Annotated in this window: 22 protein-coding genes; 11 read left to right on the plus strand and 11 right to left on the minus strand. The window is 73.6% G+C overall.

Annotated features, from left to right (window positions below; translation table 11 throughout):
• The first annotated feature begins 33 nt into the window (after positions 1-33).
• Together AB0B35_RS32795 and AB0B35_RS32800 are read left to right on the plus strand one after the other, a co-directional pair.
• On the plus strand, positions 34-618 hold the full coding sequence (locus AB0B35_RS32795; protein ID WP_361052923.1) for a kinase: 585 nt from the start codon (positions 34-36) through the stop codon (positions 616-618).
• A gap of 42 nt (positions 619-660) precedes the next feature.
• On the plus strand, positions 661-1,587 hold the full coding sequence (locus AB0B35_RS32800; protein WP_361052926.1) for a HEAT repeat domain-containing protein: 927 nt from the start codon (positions 661-663) through the stop codon (positions 1,585-1,587).
• Position 1,588: 1 nt separating this feature from the next.
• Here AB0B35_RS32800 and hemC read toward each other — a convergent pair whose 3' ends face one another.
• Entirely contained in the window at positions 1,589-2,512 is a 924-nt protein-coding gene (hemC, locus tag AB0B35_RS32805; RefSeq protein ID WP_361052929.1) for a hydroxymethylbilane synthase, read from the minus strand.
• 162 nt (positions 2,513-2,674) lie between these two features.
• Between hemC and AB0B35_RS32810 the strand changes: the two genes are divergently transcribed.
• On the plus strand, positions 2,675-3,925 hold the full coding sequence (locus tag AB0B35_RS32810; protein WP_361052932.1) for a hypothetical protein: 1,251 nt from the start codon (positions 2,675-2,677) through the stop codon (positions 3,923-3,925).
• A gap of 93 nt (positions 3,926-4,018) precedes the next feature.
• Here the strand turns inward: AB0B35_RS32810 and AB0B35_RS32815 are convergent, their stop codons facing one another.
• Entirely contained in the window at positions 4,019-4,909 is an 891-nt protein-coding gene (locus tag AB0B35_RS32815; protein WP_361052935.1) for a phosphotransferase, read from the minus strand.
• Between the two features lie 16 nt (positions 4,910-4,925).
• Complete coding sequence (locus tag AB0B35_RS32820) at positions 4,926-5,345, minus strand: DUF4259 domain-containing protein (RefSeq protein ID WP_361052938.1); 420 nt, start codon at positions 5,343-5,345, stop codon at positions 4,926-4,928.
• Between the two features lie 105 nt (positions 5,346-5,450).
• Here AB0B35_RS32820 and AB0B35_RS32825 point away from each other — a divergent pair, with 105 nt between their 5' ends.
• The 3 genes from AB0B35_RS32825 to AB0B35_RS32835 all read left to right on the plus strand — a co-directional run bounded on the left by AB0B35_RS32825 (position 5,451) and on the right by AB0B35_RS32835 (position 8,558).
• Positions 5,451-6,740: an amidohydrolase family protein gene (locus AB0B35_RS32825; RefSeq protein ID WP_361052941.1), complete on the plus strand. Its 1,290-nt coding sequence runs from the start codon at positions 5,451-5,453 to the stop codon at positions 6,738-6,740.
• Between the two features lie 237 nt (positions 6,741-6,977).
• Positions 6,978-7,712, plus strand: a complete 735-nt coding sequence (gene modA / locus AB0B35_RS32830) for a molybdate ABC transporter substrate-binding protein (protein ID WP_360526305.1) — start codon at positions 6,978-6,980, stop codon at positions 7,710-7,712.
• A 9-nt stretch (positions 7,713-7,721) separates the two neighbouring features.
• Positions 7,722-8,558, plus strand: a complete 837-nt coding sequence (locus AB0B35_RS32835) for an ABC transporter permease (protein ID WP_361052944.1) — start codon at positions 7,722-7,724, stop codon at positions 8,556-8,558.
• Positions 8,559-8,563: 5 nt separating this feature from the next.
• On the opposite strand, the gene AB0B35_RS32840 is transcribed toward AB0B35_RS32835, so the two are convergent.
• Positions 8,564-8,977 carry a phage holin family protein gene (locus tag AB0B35_RS32840; RefSeq protein WP_361052947.1) on the minus strand — a complete coding sequence of 138 codons (414 nt, stop codon included), beginning with the start codon at positions 8,975-8,977 and terminating at the stop codon, positions 8,564-8,566.
• A 162-nt stretch (positions 8,978-9,139) separates the two neighbouring features.
• On the opposite strand from AB0B35_RS32840, the gene AB0B35_RS32845 reads away from it, so the two are divergent.
• The 3 genes from AB0B35_RS32845 to AB0B35_RS32855 all read left to right on the plus strand — a co-directional run bounded on the left by AB0B35_RS32845 (position 9,140) and on the right by AB0B35_RS32855 (position 11,052).
• The gene (locus tag AB0B35_RS32845) at positions 9,140-9,970 is read left to right on the plus strand and encodes an alpha/beta hydrolase (RefSeq protein WP_361052950.1); all 831 of its coding nucleotides are present in this window, start codon (positions 9,140-9,142) and stop codon (positions 9,968-9,970) included.
• A gap of 12 nt (positions 9,971-9,982) precedes the next feature.
• Positions 9,983-10,582, plus strand: a complete 600-nt coding sequence (locus AB0B35_RS32850; RefSeq protein WP_361052953.1) for a phosphoribosylanthranilate isomerase — start codon at positions 9,983-9,985, stop codon at positions 10,580-10,582.
• 74 nt (positions 10,583-10,656) lie between these two features.
• Positions 10,657-11,052: a cellulose binding domain-containing protein gene (locus tag AB0B35_RS32855; protein WP_361052957.1), complete on the plus strand. Its 396-nt coding sequence runs from the start codon at positions 10,657-10,659 to the stop codon at positions 11,050-11,052.
• On the opposite strand, the gene AB0B35_RS32860 is transcribed toward AB0B35_RS32855, so the two are convergent.
• Positions 11,049-13,571, minus strand: a complete 2,523-nt coding sequence (locus AB0B35_RS32860) for a tetratricopeptide repeat protein (protein ID WP_361052960.1) — start codon at positions 13,569-13,571, stop codon at positions 11,049-11,051. The genes AB0B35_RS32855 and AB0B35_RS32860 overlap by 4 nt on opposite strands.
• Positions 13,572-13,610: 39 nt before the next feature.
• The gene (locus AB0B35_RS32865) at positions 13,611-14,369 is read right to left on the minus strand and encodes a cellulose binding domain-containing protein (protein WP_361052963.1); all 759 of its coding nucleotides are present in this window, start codon (positions 14,367-14,369) and stop codon (positions 13,611-13,613) included.
• Between the two features lie 126 nt (positions 14,370-14,495).
• Between AB0B35_RS32865 and AB0B35_RS32870 the strand changes: the two genes are divergently transcribed.
• Positions 14,496-14,783, plus strand: a complete 288-nt coding sequence (locus AB0B35_RS32870; RefSeq protein ID WP_361052966.1) for a DUF3040 domain-containing protein — start codon at positions 14,496-14,498, stop codon at positions 14,781-14,783.
• Positions 14,784-14,788: 5 nt separating this feature from the next.
• Here AB0B35_RS32870 and AB0B35_RS32875 read toward each other — a convergent pair whose 3' ends face one another.
• From AB0B35_RS32875 to AB0B35_RS32885, 3 genes are all read right to left on the minus strand, one after another.
• Entirely contained in the window at positions 14,789-15,829 is a 1,041-nt protein-coding gene (locus AB0B35_RS32875; protein ID WP_361052969.1) for a glycoside hydrolase family protein, read from the minus strand.
• 150 nt (positions 15,830-15,979) lie between these two features.
• A complete protein-coding gene (locus AB0B35_RS32880) occupies positions 15,980-17,191 on the minus strand; it encodes an FAD-dependent monooxygenase (protein ID WP_361052972.1) in 1,212 nt (403 codons plus the stop codon).
• 192 nt (positions 17,192-17,383) lie between these two features.
• Entirely contained in the window at positions 17,384-18,031 is a 648-nt protein-coding gene (locus AB0B35_RS32885) for a PadR family transcriptional regulator (protein WP_361052975.1), read from the minus strand.
• Positions 18,032-18,416: 385 nt separating this feature from the next.
• On the opposite strand from AB0B35_RS32885, the gene AB0B35_RS32890 reads away from it, so the two are divergent.
• Positions 18,417-18,917 (plus strand): hypothetical protein, encoded by a 501-nt coding sequence (locus AB0B35_RS32890; protein WP_361052978.1) that lies wholly within the window; start codon positions 18,417-18,419, stop codon positions 18,915-18,917.
• An 8-nt stretch (positions 18,918-18,925) separates the two neighbouring features.
• Here the strand turns inward: AB0B35_RS32890 and AB0B35_RS32895 are convergent, their stop codons facing one another.
• Together AB0B35_RS32895 and AB0B35_RS32900 are read right to left on the minus strand one after the other, a co-directional pair.
• Positions 18,926-19,675 (minus strand): phosphotransferase, encoded by a 750-nt coding sequence (locus AB0B35_RS32895; protein ID WP_361052981.1) that lies wholly within the window; start codon positions 19,673-19,675, stop codon positions 18,926-18,928.
• A 146-nt stretch (positions 19,676-19,821) separates the two neighbouring features.
• Complete coding sequence (locus AB0B35_RS32900) at positions 19,822-21,366, minus strand: glycosyltransferase family 2 protein (RefSeq protein WP_361052984.1); 1,545 nt, start codon at positions 21,364-21,366, stop codon at positions 19,822-19,824.
• Between the last annotated feature and the right edge of the window lie 172 nt (positions 21,367-21,538).

Here is a 21,538-nt window from a genome sequence, read left to right on the forward strand (position 1 = left end):
GTGCCGCGCCCCGGGCGGTGGCATCATCGGAGCGTGCGTGACGCCGACGCCTGCGGGACACCGTCCACGATCCTGCTCGTGATCAGGGGAAACTCCGGTTCCGGCAAGTCGTCGGTGGCGAAGGCGGTGCGGCTGGCGTACGGCCGCGGCTGCGCCCTGGTCGAGCAGGACCACCTGCGCCGCATCATCCTGCGCGAGCGCGACGACCCCGGCGGCCTGGCCCCGGCGTTCATCGACCACACGGCGCGCTACCTGCTCGACAACGGCTACCACGTGGTCCTGGAGGGCATCCTGCTCGAACGCAAGTACGGGGCGGTGGTGCGGGCGCTGCTGGCCGCGCACCGGGGGACCAGCAGCGTGTTCTATCTCGACATCCCGTTCGAGGAGACGGTGCGCCGCCACGCCACCCGCCCCCAGGCGAGCGAGTTCACCGCGGATCAGATGCGTGGCTGGTACACCGAACGCGACCTGCTCGGCGTCGACGGCGAGCACGTCATCGGACCGGAGTCGGCGTTCGCCGACACCGTCGCGCTGATCGCGGCCCGGTCCGGGCTGTCCGCCGCATCGCCCGGCCCGGACGCCGAACCCGCCGCCGCGCCACCGGCGCAGCGGCGGTAATGGCGTTGCGCCCGGCTGCCCGAGATCAGCAGGATGGCCGCCATGCCGATGCTCGAACAGACCGTCGCGGCCGCCGTCGCCGAGCTGCTGCCGCTGACCGGCGAGGACGACGAGGACCGCAGGTGGGAGCTGATCAGCTGGTTGCACGGATACGGCGGCCGGCCGGCGCTCGACGCCGCCACGCACCTGTCCGGGCGGACGGAGCCGTCGCACCGGCAGGCGGCCGCCGACATCGTCAGCCAGCTCGCCGCCGGGCCGCGCGGGTCGGCACGCGAGGGCCCGTACGGTGACGAGGCGCTGGCACTGCTGCTGAGCATGGTGGAGCACGAGCAGGACCCGCAGGTGCTCGGCTCGATAACCACCGGCTTCGGGCACATCGGCGACGAGCGGTGCCTGGAACACCTGGCCAGGCTGCACGTGCATCCTGACGCGACAGTTCGCTTCGGGGTCACGTACGCACTGGTCGGGCGGCCGGAGCCGGTGGCCCTGAAGCTGCTGATCACGCTGTCGGCCGACAGCGATCCCGACGTGCGCGACTGGGCCACGTTCGGGCTGGGCCGGCAGACCGAGGAGGACTTCCCGCGGCTGCGGGACGCGCTGGCCGCCCGACTGACCGACGACGACCCCGATACGCTCGCCGAAGCCGTCGTCGGCCTGTCGCTGCGCGGCGACACCCGGGCGATGCCGGCGTTGCTGGCCGCGCTGGAGCTTCCGCTACAGCGCCACGGCGTCGACCTGACCACCGAGGCGCTGTACGCGATGGCCGCCGCGACGGCCGACCCCCGGCTGCACCGGCACCTGATCGCCGACCGGGACGCCCGGCTGCGGCAGACACCGGACGACGAGGTGCCACCGGAGCTGCGCGCGGCCGTGATCCTCGAACGGCTGCGGCGGGCACCGGACGAACAGCTGCCGGAGGAACTGCTCGCGGCACTGGCCCGCTACCCCGCCGACGGCGAGCCTGGCTGAGTCAGCGAAGGTAGGGGTCGAGCAGTTTGCGGGCGCCGAGGGCGAGCAGTTCGTCGGCGGCCTGGCGGCCCAGCGCGGGCGCGGTGCTGCGGTCGCCCGCGACGACGGTCGTCAGCAGCCGGTCGCCCTCCGGGGCGTACACCGCGGCGCGCAGGGTCACCGTGTCCCGCTCGATGCTCGCGTGCCCGCTGACGGCGCTGTCGCAGCTCGCCCCGAACCGGTGCAGCAGCGCCCGCTCGGCCAGGCCCGCATCCCGGCTGTCCGGGTCGTCCAGCGCCATGACCAGGGTGTACGCCTCACCTGACGTCCGGGTGGCGACCACGACCGTGCCCGCGCCGACGGCCGGGCCCATCAGCTCGGCGGGCAGCACCTGGGTGATCCGGTGCTCCTGGCCGAGGCGGCGCAGCCCGCACGCGGCGACCACGATCGCGTCGACGTCGCCCGCATCCAGCCGCGCGATGCGGCTGTCGACGTTGCCGCGGATCGGTTTGACCCGCAGGTCGGGGCGGGCCCGCAGCAGCTGCGCCTGGCGGCGTACCGCGCTGGTGCCGACGACCGCGTCGCGGGCGAGCTGGTCCAGCCGCAGCCCGTCGCGGCTGATCAGGGCGTCCCAGGGCTCGTCGCGGGGCAGGTAGGCCGCGATGCCGACACCTTCGGGCAGCGCGACGTCGCCGGGGATGTCCTTGAGGCAGTGCACCGCCAGGTCGATGTCACCTGCCTGCAGCAGCGCGTCGATCTCGCCGGTGAACGCGCCCTTGCCGCCTGCCGTGGCGAGGCTGCCGATCCAGCGGTCGCCGTGGGTGGACACGGGCACGATCCGCACCGCGAGGCCCGCGTGCGCGGACTCCAGCTCGCGGGCGACGTGGCGGGCCTGCGCCAGGGCCATGGTGCTGCCCCGGGTGCCGAGGCGGACGGTCGTCGTCACCTGAGGAACCCTACGGCCAGGCGACATGAACAGGCCGTGAAGCGATCCAGGCGTGTCGTGCGGAAGCTTTTCTTCAGCATGAACGGTGGCATTGACGTACTTCTGCGGGCGTGATCTGATCTCGCGAACCGTTCTCACATTCCATTTCGGAGAGGAAGCTCAGTGCTGAGACTTCGCAAGGCGGCGGCCGGCGCGGCGGCGGTCGCGCTCGGCTGGGCGGCGTTCGCCGTCGCCGCCACCCCCGCCACGGCCGCCCTGCCCACGGCGGCCGTCGCCATCGGTGACAGCTTCATCAGCGGCGAAGGCGCGGGCGCGTACACGTCCGTCGTCGACGTCAACGGGGTCGCCCAGGGCTTCCCCGGCTGGTCGGCGGCCAACGCCAACGCCTACTTCTGCCACCGCTCGGCCAACGCGTCGCTGAACAAGGCCACGCTGTCGGGCATCAACGCCCGGTTCAACCTCGCCTGCTCGGGCGGGCAGCCGTACGACATCGCCAACGCCTCCAACACCCGCACCAGCGGCCGCTCGGTCGCCTCGCAGCTCGACCAGCTGCGTGCCGTGGCGCAGACCCACGACATCGACCTGGTGCTGGTCGGCCTCGGCTCCAACAACAGCTCGTTCACCTTCGGCGACGTGGCGACGCTGTGCGCCAACCGGTTCATCGCCGACGCGTGGACCGGCTGGTGGGAGTTCTGGGCCTACCTCAACGGGCCGGTGCCGCAGGAGCCGTGCACCGACGCCGACCTGGCCAGCGCCGCCGAGGTCGCCGCGGCCACCACGGAGACCACCAACGCGCTGCGCCAGCTGATCACGACGCTGAACCAGGTCGACGCCGACGGCCAGCACCGCATCGTGTTCCAGGACTACACCAACCCGCTGCCGACCGACGTCTACAGCTCGTTCATCGAGCAGGACGGCCGCGAGGACGACCGGGACAAGTTCCGTGACCTGGGCGCCGAGCGCTACGCGGCGGGCTGCCCGATCCACCGCGCGAGCCTGCCGCCCGGCCACCGCTTCTCGGCCAACCTCGGCAACGTCGTGCGCAACTCCCACGCCAACCTGTCCGCCGAGTTCCCCGGCCAGGACCTGGTCTACCTCAACGTGCAGCGGGCCTTCGACGGCGCGCGGCTGTGCGAGAACGCCAACAGCCCGACCGGCGCGCTGGCCACCCCCGTGCGCGTCATGGACGGCCCGACCGGCACGCACATCACCAGCCTGTCCGGATACGACAAGATCGCCATCCAGCGCATGGCCAACGCCTGCGTGACCTACTTCCAGACCTGCCAGGAGTCCTGGCACCCGAACGCGGCCGGCCACGCCGTCCTCGGCCAGTGCCTCGCCGCCGCGGCCACCACCGCCAACCGCACCATCGCCTGCATCCGCAACACCAACGGCACCCTCACCTTCCAGTGAGACACTGAGCAAAGGAAGGGCACCTTCACATCGCTCCGCGATGTAGAAGGTGCCCTTCCTAACATTTGCGGGACTTAGGCGCAGGTCACGGACTCAGCCGGGGAACAGCCACGCCATCGCGCCGACGCCCCGATCGAGGTAGCCGACCCGGCCGGTGTCCACGCCATACGCCAGATCCTCGAAGACGCTGCACCGGGCGTAGAAGACCGCACGTTCGACCAGCGACGTGATGTCGGCGGCAGCCGGGTAGCGTTCCAGCGCCGCCCGCAGCGCCACGGGGCCGAGATCCCGGTGGAGCAGCCCGAAGTCGTACGCCGGGTCCACGAGCGCGGCGTCGCTCCAGTCGATCACCCCGGTGACCGTCCACCCGCCCGGATCGACGAGCACGTGCTCGATGCCCAGGTCGTTGTGCGAGAACACGAGGTCGTGGCCCCGCTCGGGCGGCGGTGAGTCGAAGAACGCCTCCACCGCGTGGCGATGTGCCACCGGAACGTGCTCGGCGACCGCCTCGTGCAGCTCGGCGGCCTCCCGAAGCCACTCGGCCGGGGGTTGGTCGTCGACCTCCACCAGCCCGCGCCACCGCTCGACCGGCTCGGCATGCAGCACCGCGAGCAACTCCCCGAGCGTCGCCGCGATCGACGTGTCGTGCTCCGCCCGACCCGGCCGAGGCGACTCCGGCAGCGGCACGCCAGGCAGCTTCGCGTAGGCCAGGCAGCCCAGCTCAGGGGCCGCGAACACCGGTTCGGGCACGGGCAGTGGACTGACCCGGGCCACCGCCGCCAGCAGCCGGGCCTCGTGCCCGACCAGCTCGGCACGCCGCACCGGATCGGGCTCCCTGCTGAACCGCACCACGAGCGCGCCGTCGACCTCGTACGCCACGTTCTCCAGTCCCGCACCCAGTTCGACCACGGCGCCGCTCGGTTGACCGGGCAGGTGGACGGCCAGCACGTCGCGGACGTCGGCAATGGAGGGTCGGCCGGACATGCCTCACCTTAACCGGCTACGGCGCGGCAGTCAGCGCCGTACGCAGGTCGCCGACCACCGCGAGCGCGTCCTCGGCGTCACCGGTGTCCTCCCACAGCTCGCGCCACTCCGAGTCGTCGCCGACGACCCGGTCCAGGGCCCGGACCGCGAGCGCCGCGACGTCCTCGGGCACGACCAGCCCCTCCCCTTCGAGCAGGAAATCCGGGGCGTACGGCGAGGTCAGCGGCTCCGCACCGGGCCGCTGCGACACGATGACCGCGGCCGCCGCGATCGCGCGCACCCCGAGCCGGTCGTCGAGGTATCCGGTGTGGTCCGCCACGACGGCCAGTGCCTGCCGCACGATGCCCAACCGGTCGGCAGGATCGGCGTCATCCAGGTCACCACACCAGTCGGCGGCACTGTCGTTGTCGAACGGACCCGAGTCCCAGGTGCCCACCGATTACCTCCTCCGCAGGGCGCAGCGGGACGGTACCGGCCGCATGCGACAACTCTCCGGCCCGTTCGGCAGCGCGGGCCCGGCCGCGGCCGCGACACTCGACAGATGGCACATGACCAGGTGACGGAGTTCCACGACGTCCGGGTGTTCGACGGGGTCGACCCGGCGCTGTCCCCGCCCACCACCGTCACCGTCGCGGGCGGCCTCATCACCGGCGTGGGCCGGCCGCCCGACGACCGGGCCGACGGGCGCACCATCGACGGCGGCGGCCGGGTGCTGATGCCGGGGCTCATCGACGCGCACTGGCACGCCATGATGGCTGCCGTGCCGCTGCCGGTCCTGGCCACCGCCGACCCCGGCTACCTGCAGATCGTCGCCGCCCGCGAGGCCGAACGGACCGTGCTGCGCGGGTTCACCACCGTACGCGACGCGGGCGGGCCGGTGTTCGCCCTCAAACGGGCCATCGACGAAGGCCTCGTCACCGGCCCGCGCATCTACCCGAGCGGCGCGTTCATCAGCCAGACCGCCGGACACGGCGACTTCCGCTCGCTGCTGGAGGTGCCGCGTGAGCCGGGCGCGCCGCTGAGCATGGTGGAGCGCACCGGGACCGCGGCCATCGCCGACGGCGTCGACGCGGTCCTGCGGGCGACCCGCGAGCAGCTGATGCGCGGAGCGAGCCAGATCAAGGTGATGGCCGGCGGCGGCGTCGCATCGCCGTACGACCCGATCGACGTCACCCAGTACACGTACGCGGAGCTCGCCGCGGCGGTCGAGGCGGCCGGGCACTGGGGCACGTACGTGATGGTGCACGCCTACACTCCGGCCTCGGTGCAGCAGGCGGTCCGGGCCGGGGTGCGCTGCGTCGAGCACGGGCACCTGCTCGACGACGAGACCGCCGCGCTGATGGCCGAACGGGGCGTGTGGTGGTCGATGCAGCCGTTCCTCGACGACGCCGACGCCGTCCCGATCACCGACCCGGGCGGGCGCGAGAAGCAGCTCGCGGTCACCGACGGCACCGAGACCGCGTACCGGCTGGCCCGCAAGCACGGGGTGCGGCTGGCCTGGGGCACCGACACCCTGTTCGACGCCCGGCTGGCCACCCGCCAGGGCGCGCAGCTGGCCAAACTCGGCCGCTGGTTCTCCCCGGCCGAGGTGCTGCGGATGGCGACGTCGGAGAACGCCGCGCTGCTGGCCATGTCCGGCCCGCGCGACCCCTACCCGGCCCCGCTGGGCGTGGTGCAGCCCGGGGCGTACGCGGACCTGCTGCTCGTCGACGGCGACCCGCTGACCGACCTGGACCTGCTCGCCGACCCGGCCAACCTAAAAGTGATCATGAAGGACGGCGTACCGGTCCGCGACAGCCTGGCCGGATCAGGACGGCCCACCGGCGCGTAACGCCAACACCAGGAACCGGTCCTTTGCCCGAGCCATGACCCCATCATGCAGATGCGAACACGATCGCAGCTGGTGTCCACGCAACAGAGAGCCACTTAAGCTATACCACCTCGCTGATGCGGCCAGTAGGGTGATGCTGGCGGCTGGTGTCGGACGGGCCGGCGCATCCAGGGGAGGAAGCGAATGGGCAGCACAGGGATCCGCGCGGCGCTGACCGCGCTCGCGCTGGCCGCGGCCATGACGGCCACCGCGTGCGGCGGCGGCCAGACCCCGGCCCCGGCGACCAGCGGCGGCGTCTCCGGCGACGTCACCGTGTTCGCGGCGGCCTCGCTCACCGAGGCGTTCACGAAGATCGGCAAGGACTTCGAGGCCGCGAACCCGGGCACGAAGGTGACGTTCAACTTCGCGGGCAGCTCCGCGCTGGCCACCCAGATCACCCAGGGCGCGCCCGCCGACGTGTTCGCCGCCGCCAGCCCGGCCACCATGAAGACCGTCGTCGACGCCGGCGACGCGGCCGGCACCCCGGTCGTGTTCGTCAAGAACCAGCTCGTCATCGCGGTGCCGAAAGGCAACCCGAAGGGCATCACCACGCTGGAGAACCTCAGCAAGCCCGACCTGAAGGTGGCGCTGTGCGCCGAGCAGGTCCCGTGTGGCGCCGCGGCGAAGAAGGCCCTCGACACCGCCGGGGTCAAAGTCACCCCCGTCACCCTCGAACAGGACGTCAAAGCGGCACTGTCCAAGGTGAAGCTCGGCGAGGTCGACGCGGCACTGGTGTACCGCACCGACGCCAAGGCCGCCGCCGCCGACGTGGACGGCATCGAGTTCCCCGAGTCCGCGACCGCGATCAACGACTACCCCGTCGTCGCCCTCAAGGACGCCCCGAACAAGGCCGGCGCCGAGGCGTTCCTGGCCTACCTGCAGTCCGAGCCCGCGAAGGCCGTGCTGACCGCGGCCGGGTTCCAGTCTCCGTAATCTGAGCCCATGACCGTCGAGCACACCCAGCACCCCGGCGCGGCGGCACCGCCGCGCCGGCACGGCCGGCGGCGCATCCCGTTCTTCCTGTTCCTGCCCGCCGGGCTGGGACTGGCGTTCCTGGTGCTGCCCCTGGTCGCGCTGCTGCTGCGCACCCCGTGGGGCGAACTGACCCAGCACCTGGCCGAGCCCGCGATCCTCGCCGCGCTGCGCCTGTCGCTGCTCACCGCCTCGCTGGCCACGGTCTGCTGCATCCTGCTCGGCGTGCCGCTGGCCTGGCTGCTGGCCAGGGTCGAGTTCCCCGGTCGGCGGCTCGCCCGCGCACTGATCACGGTGCCGCTGGTGCTGCCACCCGTGGTCGGCGGTGTGGCGCTGCTGCTGCTGTTCGGCCGCCGCGGCCTGATCGGATCCTGGCTCGACGAGACCTTCGGGTTCACCCTGCCGTTCACCACCGCCGGGGTCGTCGTCGCCGAAGCGTTCGTGGCGATGCCGTTCCTGGTCATCGCCGTGGAGGGCGCGCTGCGCGGCGCGGACACCCGCTACGAGGAGGCCGCCGCGACACTGGGCGCGGGCCGCTGGACCACCTTCCGGCGGGTCACCCTGCCACTGGTCGCGCCGGGCATCGCCGCCGGCGCGGTGCTCTGCTGGGCGCGGGCGCTCGGCGAGTTCGGCGCGACGATCACGTTCGCCGGCAACTTCCCGGGGCGTACGCAGACCATGCCCCTGGCCGTGTACCTGGCGCTGGAGACCGACCTCGAAGCGGCGATCGTGCTCAGCCTCATCCTGCTGGTCGTCTCGGTGACCATCCTGGCCAGCCTGCGCGACCGCTGGATCAGCAGCCCCTGACCGGCTCAGCCGCCGCTGCGCTCCAGATCACCGGGGGCCGGACGGGACTGGTCGAGCCCGGCCGCGTCCTCGCGCAGCGGCCGCCACGTCTGCTGCGCCACCCGCTCCCCTGCCCGCCTGCTGCGCGACCGGCCCGCCAGCCCGAGCCCGATGCCGAGCAGCACCAGCGCCGCGGCCACGCACAGCACGGCCGCCCACAACGGCATCACCTCGGCCAGCCCCAGCACACCCCCCACGACCAGCGCCGGCAGCACCCAGATCAGCAGCAGCCCGGCGGTGCTGATCCGCCCCTTCGCCGTGCCCGCATCGTCCCGCAGCCACGTCCGGGCCAGGGCGGACTCGGCACGCGACAGGCTGGCCAGCTGCTCTGCCGCCGGGCCCGGCTCCTGCGGCAGCGGCGGGCGGCGCGTCTCGGACATCAGTTCACCTCCACCTGTCTACCTTCTGCCCTGATCCCAGTGTGCCGAATCATTTCCGGCGGCCTGCCCCATGATCTTCACCCGCACGTGTGAACCCGCCGTGAAGGAACCGCCAACACCACCGCATGATCGACGCGGCGCCGCCGTACTAGGCTGGCCGTCATGCAGATCGCCGCACGGGGCCTGGTGTTCGACGTCCAAGCGGGCGGCCCGGAGGACGGGCCGGTCGCCCTGCTGCTGCACGGCTTCCCGCAGCACGCCGGCGAATGGGAACAGGTCACGGACCGCCTGCACGACGCCGGCATCCGCACCTACGCCTTCGACCAGCGCGGCTACTCCCCCGGCGCGCGCCCGTCCGCCGTCGCCGACTACGCCATCGGCGAATGCGTCGCCGACGCGCTCGCGGTGCTCGACGCCCTGGGCGTGGACCGCGCGCACGTGGTCGGCCACGACTGGGGCGCCGTGGTGGCCTGGCACCTGGCCGCCGAGCACGCCGACCGGGTGCCCACCCTCACCGCGATCTCCGTGCCGCACCCGGTCGCGTTCGCCAAGACCATCGCCACCGACCCCGACCAGCAGCAGCGCTCGGCCTACATCGGACTGTTCCAGCAGGAGGGCAAGGCCGAGGACCTGCTGCTCGAGGACGAGGGCCGGCGGCTGCGGGAGATCTTCACCGGGGTGCCCGCCGACCGCGTCGAGCGCTTCGTCACCCCGATGCTGGACCGGGCCCGCCTCACCGGCGGCCTCAACTGGTACCGGGCGCTGACGCTCGGCGCGGGCTTCACCCCGGCCGGCAAGGTCGCCGTGCCGACCACGTTCCTGTGGAGCGACGGCGACTGGGCCATCGGCCCGAAGGCGGCCGAGGGCTGCGCCGCGTACGTCACCGGCGACTACCGCTTCGTCAACCTGTCCGGGGTCAGCCACTGGATCCCGGACGAGGCCCCCGACGACACCGCCCGCGAGATCCTGGCCCGCATCACCGGACAAGCCTGAGCGGAGGCACCCGTGTTCGTGAAGATCTGCGGCCTGTCCACCGCCGAAACCGTCGCCACCGCCGTGGAGGCCGGCGCCGACGCGGTCGGCTTCGTGCTGACCCGCAGCCCGCGCCAGGTCACCCCGGACACCGCCCGCCGGCTGGCCGCCGCCGTCCCGCCGCACGTGCTGACCGTCGCCGTCGTCGCCGGGGCGGACATCGCGACCGTGCGAGAGCTGGTCCGCGACACCGGCCTGCGGGCACTGCAACTGCACGGCGACTACACCCGCGCCGACTTCGCCACCGTCGCCGACCTCGGCCTCACCCTCATCCGGGCGGTCAGCTACGAGGCCCCCGACCTGCGCATCGGCGCGTACGGAGAGGACCTGCTGCTCGTCGACGCCACCGAACCCGGATCGGGCGGCGCCTGGGACTACGCGATGCTGCGCGGACGCGGCCTCGGCGACGGCTGGATCCTCGCCGGCGGGCTGGGCGTCGACACCGTCACCGACGCGATCCGGCTTTCCGGGGCGGGCGGCGTGGACGTGTCCAGCGGCGTCGAATCCGCTCGCGGTGTCAAGAGCGAAGCCCTGATCAGGGAGTTCATCGCCGCCGCCCGCAAAGCGGGCTGACCGCCCGCACCGTGGGAACGATCCCACCGACCGGCGCCGCCGGCCGTAGACTGCCGTCGATCGAAGGAGGCGGGATGAACGGCGCTCTCGTACGGCTGGCCGCGGTCACCGGCGCGGCCGTGCTCGCCGCGACGGCACTCACCGCACCGGCCCACGCCCAGGGCGGCGGCGTCGACTGTGCCTACCTGCTCACCGCCTACCCCGGCGGGTTCAGCGCGTCGGTCCAGCTCGCCAACACCGGCCCCGCCGTGAACGGCTGGGTGCTGAGCTGGTCCTTCCCCGCCGACACCACCATCCACGGCGTATGGCAGTCCCGCATCACCCAGCCCGACCCGCGTACCGCCATCGCCGTCAACATGCCCTGGAACGCGCGCATCCCGACCGGCACGACCCTCGGCTTCGGCTGGACCGCCGCCGCCCCCACCACCGACATCCCCACCGACCTCACCCTCAACGGCGTGCCCTGCTAGACCCGCTCACGCAGCAGCCGAGCCCGCGGCACGCCCAGCTCGATGTAGATCACCAGCGCCCGCCGCCAGAACTCCCGCGCCGCCCCCGCCTGCCCGGCCGCGATCGCGTCGCCGAGGCCTTCCAGGGCGCGGGCCTGCTCGAAACGATCGCCGGTGCGCTCGGCCAACGCCAGCGCGGCGCGGTGGCGCTCGCCCGCGTCCCCGCAGCGGCCCAGCGCCAGCAGGGTCTCGCCGAGCCCGTTGAGGGCCTCCGTCTCCAGCCCCCGGTCACCGGTCTCCCGGCCCGCGGCCAGCGCCCGGCCCAGCAGGTCGAGCGCCTCGGCGTGACGGCCGGTCCGCCGGCGCACCGACGCGAGCGCCGCCAGCGCCGAGCCCTGACCGGCCGGATCACCGGCCGCCCGGCAGCCGGCCAGCGCCCGCTCCAACGCGCCTGCCGCCTCGTCGTACCGGCCGAGCAACTCGTAGGTCACCCCCAGGTTGCCCAGCGCGTACGCCTCCAACCGCACGTCGCCGAGCCCGGCGAAGATCCCCGCAGCACGGCGCTGGTGCGCGACCGCGTGCGCGCACCGGCCCAGCCGCCGATGCAGCGAACCCCGGTTGAGCAGCAGTGAAGCCTCGCCATGCCGGTCACCGGACGTCCGCGCCATCCCCAGCGCCTCGCCGAGACACTCCATCGCCTGGGCGTACGCCCCCAACCGCTCGTGCACCGCCGCCAGCCGCGACAGCGCCCGCGCCTGCCCCGGCCCGTCACCGGCCGCCGCGAACCCGCGCACCGACTCCGCGAACTCGTCCCGCGCCTGCCCGTAAGCGCCCAGCCACCAGTGGATCGTGCCCAGGTTGGCCAGTACCGCCGCCCGCTCCGCGGCCTCGGGGTCCAGCGCCGCCAGCGCCCCGGCGTGCACCGCGAGCGCCTCCTCGTGATGCCCGCCCACCTCGAAGTACCGCCAGAGCAGGCTCGACAGCCCGGCACTGTCGGCGGCACGGTCGTGCCCGGCCGCGAACACCGCCAGCCGCACCAGCTCACCCCGCCGGATGTCGAGCCAGCGCCGGGCCGCGCCGGGCTCAGCCGCGAACGGCAGCGGCCGGGCCGAGGCTCCGACCGCCGGGCGGGCCGGGCGTTCATGCGGGAACAGCAGGTCCATCGCGGCCGCGGCCGCCGCCAGGTGGTCGCGCAGCAGCCGGGTCACCGCGTCCCGGCGTTCCGGCACGGTCAGTCCGGACAGCGCCAGCTCGTTCGCGTACGCCCGCAGCAGGTCGTGCATCGCCCACCCGGCCGCGGACGGCTCGACCAGGTGCGCCCGGGCCAGATCCGACAGCGCCCGCTCCGCCGCCTCGAAGCTCACCTCGGCGAGCGCGGCCAGCGACGGGGCGTCGACGTCCCGGCCGGGATACAGCCCGAGCACCGCGAACGCTCGCGCCGTCGGCACGGTGAGGTGCCGGTGCGACCAGGACAGCACGGTGCGCACCGCCGACGGCGGGTCGTCGGGCAGTTGCAGCGTGTCCAGCGCGGCCACGCCGGTCAGCTCCGCCGCTATCGCACCCAGCCCGGCCGACGCCCGCGCCGCGGCTACCTCGGCGGCGACCCGCAGCGCCAGCGGCAGCCCGGCGCAGCGGGCCGCCAGCAGGGCCGCCGCGGCGGGCTCGGCGTCGACCCGGTCGCCGAGCAGCGTGCGCAGCAGCGCGACCGACTCGGCCGCAGGCAGCACCTCCAGTCGCACCCGGCGCGCCCCGTCCCGCGCGACCAGCCCGGCCAGGTCGTCACGGCTGGTCACGAGCACCGCACAACCGGCCGCGCCGGGCAGCAGCGGTCGCACCTGCGCGGCACTGTGTGCGTTGTCCAGCAGCACCAGCATCCGCCGTCCCGCCAGCAGGCTGCGGTACGCCGCCGCCCGCTCGTCGGCCCCGGCCGGGATCTCCGCGCGGCCGAGCCCGAGCGCGCGCAGCAGCACGCCGAGCGCGTCGGTGGCCGGCAGTGGCCGCCCGGGGCTGTAGCCGCGCAGGTCGAGGTGCAGCTGCCCGTCGGGGTACCGGCCCGCGGCCCGGTGCGCCCAGCGCAGCGCCAGCGCGGTCTTGCCGACCCCACCGGTGCCCGACACGACCGACACCGTCGAACCGCCCACCGCATGCAGCGCGTCCAGTGCGGACAGCTCCGCTTCGCGACCGGCGAAACCCGGCACCTCGGCGGGGAGCTGCCGGGGCACGGGCCCGCGCGGGCGGCGCAGCTCCTCGACCCGGTCCCGGGCGGTGGCCAGCGCGCCCTGTTCGGCGGGCGCCGCCCCGAGCAGCCGGACCAGCACGTCGAACCGGTCCGTGGGCGGCAGCACCCGGCCGGTCAGGTACTCCCCGATGATGCCGTGCGACCAGCCGGTCGCGGCGGCCAGGTCCCGATAGGACAGCTGCGGCGCGGCACAACGGCGGGCGTGGCGACGGCGCAGCCCACGCAGCAGCCCGGCCAGCTCGTCCAGGGTCCGCACGTCGCCGACGGCGGGCACGCCACGGGTCGCGCGCCCGCCCGGCATGTCGGTAAGTTCGTGGCCGTCGATGCGTCGAGTCTAGGTTCAGTCGTCGTCGAGCTGCTGCGAGATCACCACCGCGTTCACCCAGGGCACCGGCTGCGCGCCGGACACGGTGAGGTTGAGCTGGCCGGTCTGCCCGGTGGTGTCGGCGTCCTGCGGCGAGCTGACGGCGACCGTCTGCGGCACGGCCCAGTTCGCCGGGGTGAACACCAGCGACGCCGGGGACGCGCTCATCGCCGGGTTGGCGGCCCCGCCCACGGGCACGGTGACCGCCGCCGCCGGGGCCTGGCTCAGCCGCACCGCGAAGGTCGCCGTGCCGCCTTCGGGCACCACCGGCCGGGCCGGGCTCGCGATCACGTACGGCTGCGGGCTGTACGCGCACGGCTGCCCGTTGACGGTGAACGCCGCCGGTGGCGTGTTGGTCAGGTTCGGATTGGTGTGCACGCCGATCAGCGCGGTCACCGAGCCGCCCGCTGGCACCGTGCCGTTGAACGACGCGTTGGCCAGGGTGACGTGCGTGCCGGACTGGCCCAGCCACGCGTACGCCGCGAAGGTCACCGCCTGCTGCGGGTCCGGCAGGTCGAACTCGGCGGTCCAGGCGGTCACCGCCGCACCGGGTGTGATGGTGACCTGCGCCTGGTAGCCGGTGCCCCAGTGCACGGTCACCTGGTGCCGGACGGTGCAGGTAGGGACCGCACCGGCCGGCGACGGCGGGGCCACGGCCGCGGCGGCCAGCACGAGCAGTGTGAGCAGCCGCGCCGCCGGACGGCGGGCGGGATGGGAACGGAGGTTGTCTGCCATGGCCATGATGGTCGGTGCCGCCCGGAGCGCACCGGCCCGCCGTTGGACACCACTGGACAGCGGTGTACGCCTGGCTCCTGACGGGTACAAAGGAATTGCAGGTCAACGGGGATGGAGTGAGGTCGGGTGGCACTGGGCCCGGAGGACGAGCGCCGGCTCGCGGAGCTGGCCGAGCAGACCCGCGCCGCCGACCCGCACTTCGCGCTCGGCCTCGGCACGGGCGACCCCCACCCGCCCGCCGAGTATCGCCGGCCGCGGCGGACCGGGCTGCGCGTCGCGCTGGCCCTGACCGGGTTCGCGCTGGCCGTGTTCCTGTTCGCGACGGGAACCCCGGGCGGCGGGTTCCTCGCCGCGGTGGGCGCGGTGCTGGCACTGGCCACCGTCGGCGACGGGTTCGCCGGCACCGGCGACTGACCGGGCTAACCCGCCGCGCGATAGGCCCGGCCGGCCGCGGTGGGGCTGTCGCCGTCGCGGTACAGCGCGGTGCCCTGGTGGCCCTCGGTCGGCCACGGCAGCGCGAACCAGGCGTAGCGCTCCACGTAGGACAGGCCCTGCATCATCTTCGTCGAGCCGGTGACGAACGCGGCCTGCTGCGCGTCGCTCGGGTACACCGCCCCGGACGCGCCCCACTTGATCAGCGCGTACTCGGTGACCCAGATCGGCATCTTGTAGCGCTGGTACACGGCCTGCAGGTAGTTCCTCAGGTGCCCGACGGCCGCCGAGGAGAAGTCCGCGCCGTACCAGTGCAGGGTGATGAAGTCGACCCGGTAGCCGCGCGACTTCGCCCCGGCCAGGAACCGGTCGAGCCAGCCGCCGGCCCTGTCCGCGCCGACCGCCACGGCGGGGCTGCCCAGCCGCATCCCGGTCGCCTGCAGCCGCGGCCACAGGTCCAGGGCGCGCTCCACGGTCATGTTGGCCTGGCTGGCGAAATCGGGCTCATTGAAGCCGAGCAGCACCTTGCCGTTCTGCTTGGCGCGAGCCAGCTCGGCATCGGTCACCGACTTCTCGCCCCAGATCATCGGCACGAACGCGGCGCTGGTGCCCGCGTCCTTGCTCGGGGAGCTCGACCAGTTGTAGTACCAGCTGGCCCGCACGTCGGCCAGCGCGGCTTTGAGGCCGCCGAAGTTCCAGACGCTGACGCCCTTCTTCGCCGACGTCTTCGCGGGGCCACCCGCCGGGGCCTTCGGGCTCGCCGACGCCGACGGTTTCGGGGCGGCGGACGCGCTCGCCGACGGCTCGGCCGAAGCCGAAACGGACACCGCCGGGTCCGGTGCAGCCTGCGTCGCACCGACGGGCTCCCCCGGACCAGCCGCCGCCGCACCCGGATCGCCGCCCCAGACCCGGACCGCCGCGTACGAGCCTCCGATCAGGACCGCGACGGTCAGCGCCACCGCCAGCCACAGTTTCCGGCGGTCGCGCCGCACGTGCCTGCCCGGTAGCCGCTGCGAGGTCTCGTCCACGAGGCGACACCCTAGCCCTCGTTGATGAACGGGGCACGCCAGGGCACCGGCCGCTCCCACGGAACGGCCGGTGCCCTGGCACACCACCTCTCATGTGTCCTAGGCAGCTGGGTCGATACCGACCTGCCGCAGACCCGCTGAAGCACGCCGTCACGCCGTGACCGGGGCCTGCCAGTCGATCGGGTGGACGAACTGCCAGGCCATCTTCTCCGGCTTGGCCAGCAGCTTCATCGCGGTCGGCAGCAGCGCGTCGCGCAGCACCCGGGCCACCGGACCCGCCGCCTTGTTGCTGTTGGTACGGGCCGCCGCGGCGATGATGCGCTCGACCCGCTCCCGGCGCAGCCGCTCGTACGCGCCGAACGCCTGCTCGGCGGGCAGGTCGCGCAGGCAGCGGGCGAGCTGCACCGCGCTCTCCGCGGCCAGCGACGCGCCCTGGCCCGACGACGGCGACGTGGCGTGCGCGGCGTCGCCGATCAGCACCATGCGGCCGCGGTGCCAGTTCGGCACGCGTGGGATGTCCTCCATGCCGCCGACCGCGACGAACTGGGACAGGTCGGCGGTGCGCAGGATGGCCGGCACCGGCAGGCGGTCGTCGGCGAACGCCTCGGTCAGCACCCGCATCCACTCCTGAGGGCTGGTCCGGTTGGCCTCTGACCAGGACATCGGCTGCGGGTGCGGCAGGTTGGCGAACCAGCCGCAGCTGCCGTCGGCGTACACCTGGTAGCCGAAGAACGCCCGCTTGCCGAACATCATGTGCATCGCGTCGCCGGTGCTCGGCAGGCCGGTGCCGGTCGACAGGCAGCCGAAGCCGAGCAGGCCGGTGTAGCGCGGCTTCGGCGCGGCCGGGTCGATGAGCGTGCGCACGGTGGACCGGATGCCGTCCGCGCCGATCAGGACGTCGGCCTCGGCGCTGGTGCCGTCGGCGAAATGCGCCCGGACACCGGTCGGCGCGGCGGGCGAGCCCAGGTGCTCGGCGGAGACCAGGCGCTTGCCGTGCTCGACGGGGATGCTGCGGCGGGCCGCCTCGCCGTAGAGGGCGCGGTAGAGGTCGGGCCGCATCACGAACTGCTGCGGCTCCAAGCCGGGCGGGCCGCCGAACGAGGCCAGCCGCTTGCCGGTCCAGCTGTGCATCACGATGCTCGACATGGGCACGCCGATCGCGCGTACGGCCTCGTCGGCGCCGATCACCTTCAGCGCGGCAAGGCCGTTGGGCGCGATGCTCAGGCCGCCGCCGACGTTCTCGGCGGTGCTGCCGTACGCCTCGTACACGCGGGCCTCGATGCCCGCCTGCCGCAGGGCCATCGCGGCCACCGGACCGGCGATGCCGCCGCCCACGACCAGCGCGGTCTTCACCTTCGTCATGACTGTTGCTCCCCAGGGGTCAGCCGGCCGGTCGCTCGACCGGCGCGGGTTCGGTCGCACACCGAACCGGCAGGGGACGCCCGGCTATCCTTGCGGTTGCCACCTCTCGTGGCCGGGCCCCTGCGGTGCGGTGCGAGGGTTGAGGTCTCCGGCGGTGTGTTGGCGCACGCCGCCGGGGACCGTTTCAGAAGGTCACTGCGCGTGCAGGCCCCTCTCCATCAGCTCGGCCAGCTCCGGCGGCACGATCCCGGTCTCGCTGAACGCCTGCCAGTCGGCCAGGCCCGGGAACGTGCCGGAGGTCAGCTCGCCGAGCAGCCCGCGCACGAAGCCGATCTCGGCTTCGGCGACGGCCAGCTCGTACTCCTCCTCGATCAGGAACAGTCGCGGCACCTCCCGGGCGGCCTCGGCCAGCGCCGCGCGTCGCGCCGCGAGCGCCTTCTCCAGCGCGGTGAGCCGCTGGGCCAGCAGGTCGGCCGCCTCGCGGGGCGACAGCACCGCCATCACGGACAGCGCGGCGGTGAACCGGGACTGCTCCTGCTCGGGGGTGGACAGCAGCTCGCGCACCCAGTCGGTCAGCTCGGCCCGGCCCGCCTCGGTGATGCGGTAGACGGTCCGCTCGGGGCGGCCGCCCTGGCGCACGCTCTCGGCGGCTTCGACCAGGCCGTGCTTCTCCAGGTTCTGCACGACCGTGTAGAGCGAACCCCACTTGATCTTCATGTTCTGGTCCTTGCCGTGCTCGCGCAGGACCGAGGCCATCTGGTACGGGTGCATGGGCTGCTGGACGAGCGCGGACAGCACGGCCAGTGCCATCAGATTGCCGACCTTGCGCCGTTTCGCCACGCCTGCCGCCCGCCCTTCAACTCCGTCTTGATTACTCGCACACGATTATACGCATCCGAGCAAGTTCTGCACCACCACCGCTAACCTGCCGCGTTCCACCGCGGCGTGACGGGCGCGCCGCCGGAAGGCCGCAGCCGAGCGAACGGTGCGCACCGCGTTCGGGCGACGCGCGCTGGTCGCCCGGCCCGGTCTGGTCCTCGGCCCGCACGAGCAGCCCGAACGGCTCGTGTCGGCGACACCTGGGCGTGGCTGGCCGCGCTCCCCGGTCCGCTGCCCGGCGACGGCCTGGGCCCGGACCGGGAGGCGGTGCTGCTGCGCGGCATCGGCGCATGACGTCGGCCCCTTCGCCGATCCGGGTTGCGGGCATCGGCCATCATGTCCGGGCATGAGCACCGGGGAGCTCCACCTCGCACCGTCACCGGCCGCCCGCTGCGCCCGCGCCCTGGGGTGCGGGATCGCCGGTGCGCTCCTGGCCGCGCTCCTGACGTTCCTGGCCTGGTCGCTGCTCGGGGTGGCCGACTGGTCCGGCACCGGCATGGACGCGGTGGTGCCGCTGATCGCCGGTTACCTGGTGCTCGGCACGCTGCTGACCTGGGGACTGCTGCACTGGGCGAGGGTGCGCCCCGCCTGGGTGGTCGCCTTGCTCGGGCTGGCCCTGTTCCTGGTCAACCGGCTCGTCGAGGCGGTGGTCACCATGATCGTCGGTGTCGTGCCGGCGCGGGTGCCGGCGCTGTCGCTCCTGGACAGCGTCGGCGGCCTGCTGGTGCACCTCGGTCTGAGCTGTCTGGCCGCTGCCGCGCTCACCGACCGCCGCCTGAGCGCCGGAGCGAAGACCGCCGCCGTGCTGGCCTGCCTGCTGACAGCCGTGCTGGCCGCGCTCGTCTGAGCGACCGGTCAGGTGAGGGCAGCGGTCCAGACGGTGACGTGGGCGTCGAGGTAGTCGGCGGTGTCGCGCCAGTACGGGCCGTCCTCGGTGAAGATCCGCGCCCAGGGCTGCCGCTGCTCCCGGAAGCCGGTCTCCAGCAGGTCGTACATGGCCCTCGCCCGGCGGCCGAGCAGTCCGGCCAGTTCCGGGCCCCTGGCCGGGTCGAGGCCGTAGCCGTCGGTGTATGCGCGCAGCCGGGTGGCGGACTCGACCGGGTCGCGGCGCGGGCTCATCCCGGCCATGCTCTGCGCCGCGTAGGCCAGGTCCCACAGCCGGGAACTCGGCGCCACGTTGTCCCAGTCGATCAGCACCCAGCCGCGTTCGGCGCGGACCAGGTTCCACGGCGAGACGTCGTTGTGGCAGACCAGCTCAGCGCGGTCGGGCGGGATCGGGGACTCCCACGGGGTCTCCGGCGGGGCGACGAAGCTCGCCGCGGCGTCGTGCAGGGCGCGCTGCATCCGGCCGATCCCGGCCAGCTCCTCCAGGCCGTACGTGCCGGTCGCGTCGCCGATCTCACCGGCCACGTACTCGAGCACCTGGCGGCCCTGCTCGTCACGGCCGAGCGGCCGGGGCGCGCCGGTGAACCCGGCCTCGTGCAGGTGCCGCAGGAACGCGTCCACACCGTCGGTCCACGGCCCGGCAGGCCGCCGCACCGTCGCCCCGACCCGCACGACACCCGAGGTCACATTCCCGACCAGCGCCTCTTCACCCTCGACCACGCGATGATCCTCGACAGCGCGTCCCGCCGCCGCAAGCCCATTCCCGCACGATCATCCGACTTGCCAGGCAGATGGGGGTATGGGCGCTCAAGATACGGCCGGTTGCCAGGCAAGTCGGACGGTCTTGGTGAGCGGTGGCCGGGGGGTCAGCGGCGGCGGGTGAGGCGGGCCATGATGCGGCCGGGGGTCATCGGGACGACGGAGAGCATGAGGCGGCCGGAGGGGTCCTTGGCCGGGGTGACGGCGTACATGCGCAGGCCGCGCCGCCAGATCACGGGGCGGGGCAGCCGCAGGCCGGCGGCGCGCAGCGGGGCGGAGCCCTCCTGGCCGCGGGCCTGCACGCGTACCCGCACCGAGCGGCGCTGGCCGGTGAGGGCGCTGGCGCGCACGACGTCGGCCACGGTGAACTCGGCCTGCACCACGGTGGCCGGGCGGTTCTCCGTGACCTGCACCGCCGCGGTCAGGTCCTCGGCGTACACCCCGATCGTCGCGGTGGACGCCAGGTCGGGCAGCGGGCTGCGGGCGGTGACGGCCAGCACGGTCGCGCCGTCGGCGTTGCGCCGCCACACGGCCTGGGTGGCGTCGAGCTTCGCGGCCCAGCCGGCGGCGTGCGCGGTGACCTCGAAGACCTCGTCCGGCAGCGACGAGCCGGGGGTCCGGAACCCGGGGTACGCGGCGTACCAGCGGTCGCCTTCGACGACGATCGGGGCGATGCCCTGCTCCACGTCCTGGCGGATCACGGCGAGCAGGTCGTCGACCGTGCCGGCCTGCGCGACGGCGATCCGCAGCCGGGTCTCGACCTCCAGCTCGGCGCCGGTCTCGGCGGTCAGTTGCCGGTCGGCGACCTCGCGCACGCACTCGTGCACCGCCTGCTGCACGGACCGTTCGACGGTGAGCAGGTCGTCGCGCAGCAGCACGGCGACCTCCAGCGCGAACAGCCGGGAGAGCACGGCGTCGCGGTCCTTGCCGGCCGGCATCAGCCCGACGGTGAACTCCATCAGCCGGCGCAGGCAGTAGAGCCGGTCGGCGGCCTTGCTGAGGTGGGTGACGTTCTGCTCGTTGAGCCGGCGCACCGCGAAGTAGCAGTCGTAGTCGGCGACGACCGAGATCCGCGACGCCCGGAAGCAGGCTTCCAGGGTGAACGGGAAGTCGCTGCCGATCGGCATGTCCTCGAAGTAGCGGATGGCGTGCCGCTCGATCAGGTCGCGGGAGAACAGCTTGATGTTGGCCAGCGACCAGGGCAGCCCCGAGCCGGCGAAGCTGATCTCCGCCTCGTTGCGGGCGAAGACCTGCTGGTAGATGAAGCGGCTGTTCACGCCGACGGTCTTGCCGAGCACGACCTCGGAGCCGTATCGGTCGGCGGCGTCGACGAGCCGCTCCAGCGCCTCGGGGCCGAGGTAGTCGTCGGCGCCGACGAAGAAGACGAACCGGCCGGTGGCCAGGCGCAGGCCGTGGTTGCAGGGGCTGGCGGGGCCGCCCGAGTTGGGCTGGCGGATCACCTTCACGCAGGGGTATCGCTCGGCGAACCGGGCCAGCTCGGCGGGGCTGCCGTCGGTGGAGCCGTCGTCGACCGCGATGATCTCCATCCGGTCCTGGCCGATGGTCTGGTTGACCAGGGAGTCGAGACAGCGGCGCAGGTCGGGCATCGTGTTGTACACCGGCACGATGACGCTGACGTCGACTGCGGTCACTGCTTGGCCTCCGGCGCTCGGCATGTGCGGGGGTCAGCGTGGAGACACCCGGGTGCGGCTTGCTGGCGACTACGGTAACAATAGGCCGGCGGCGCGCGTAGATCAGGAGCGAGGCCCTGCTCCGGCAGGCCGACCTGCGGCGTGCCTGACGCGGGCGACTGGAGAAGGGCGG

The organism is Catellatospora sp. NPDC049133, assembly GCF_040648455.1.
GTDB lineage: Bacteria > Actinomycetota > Actinomycetes > Mycobacteriales > Micromonosporaceae > Catellatospora > Catellatospora aurea.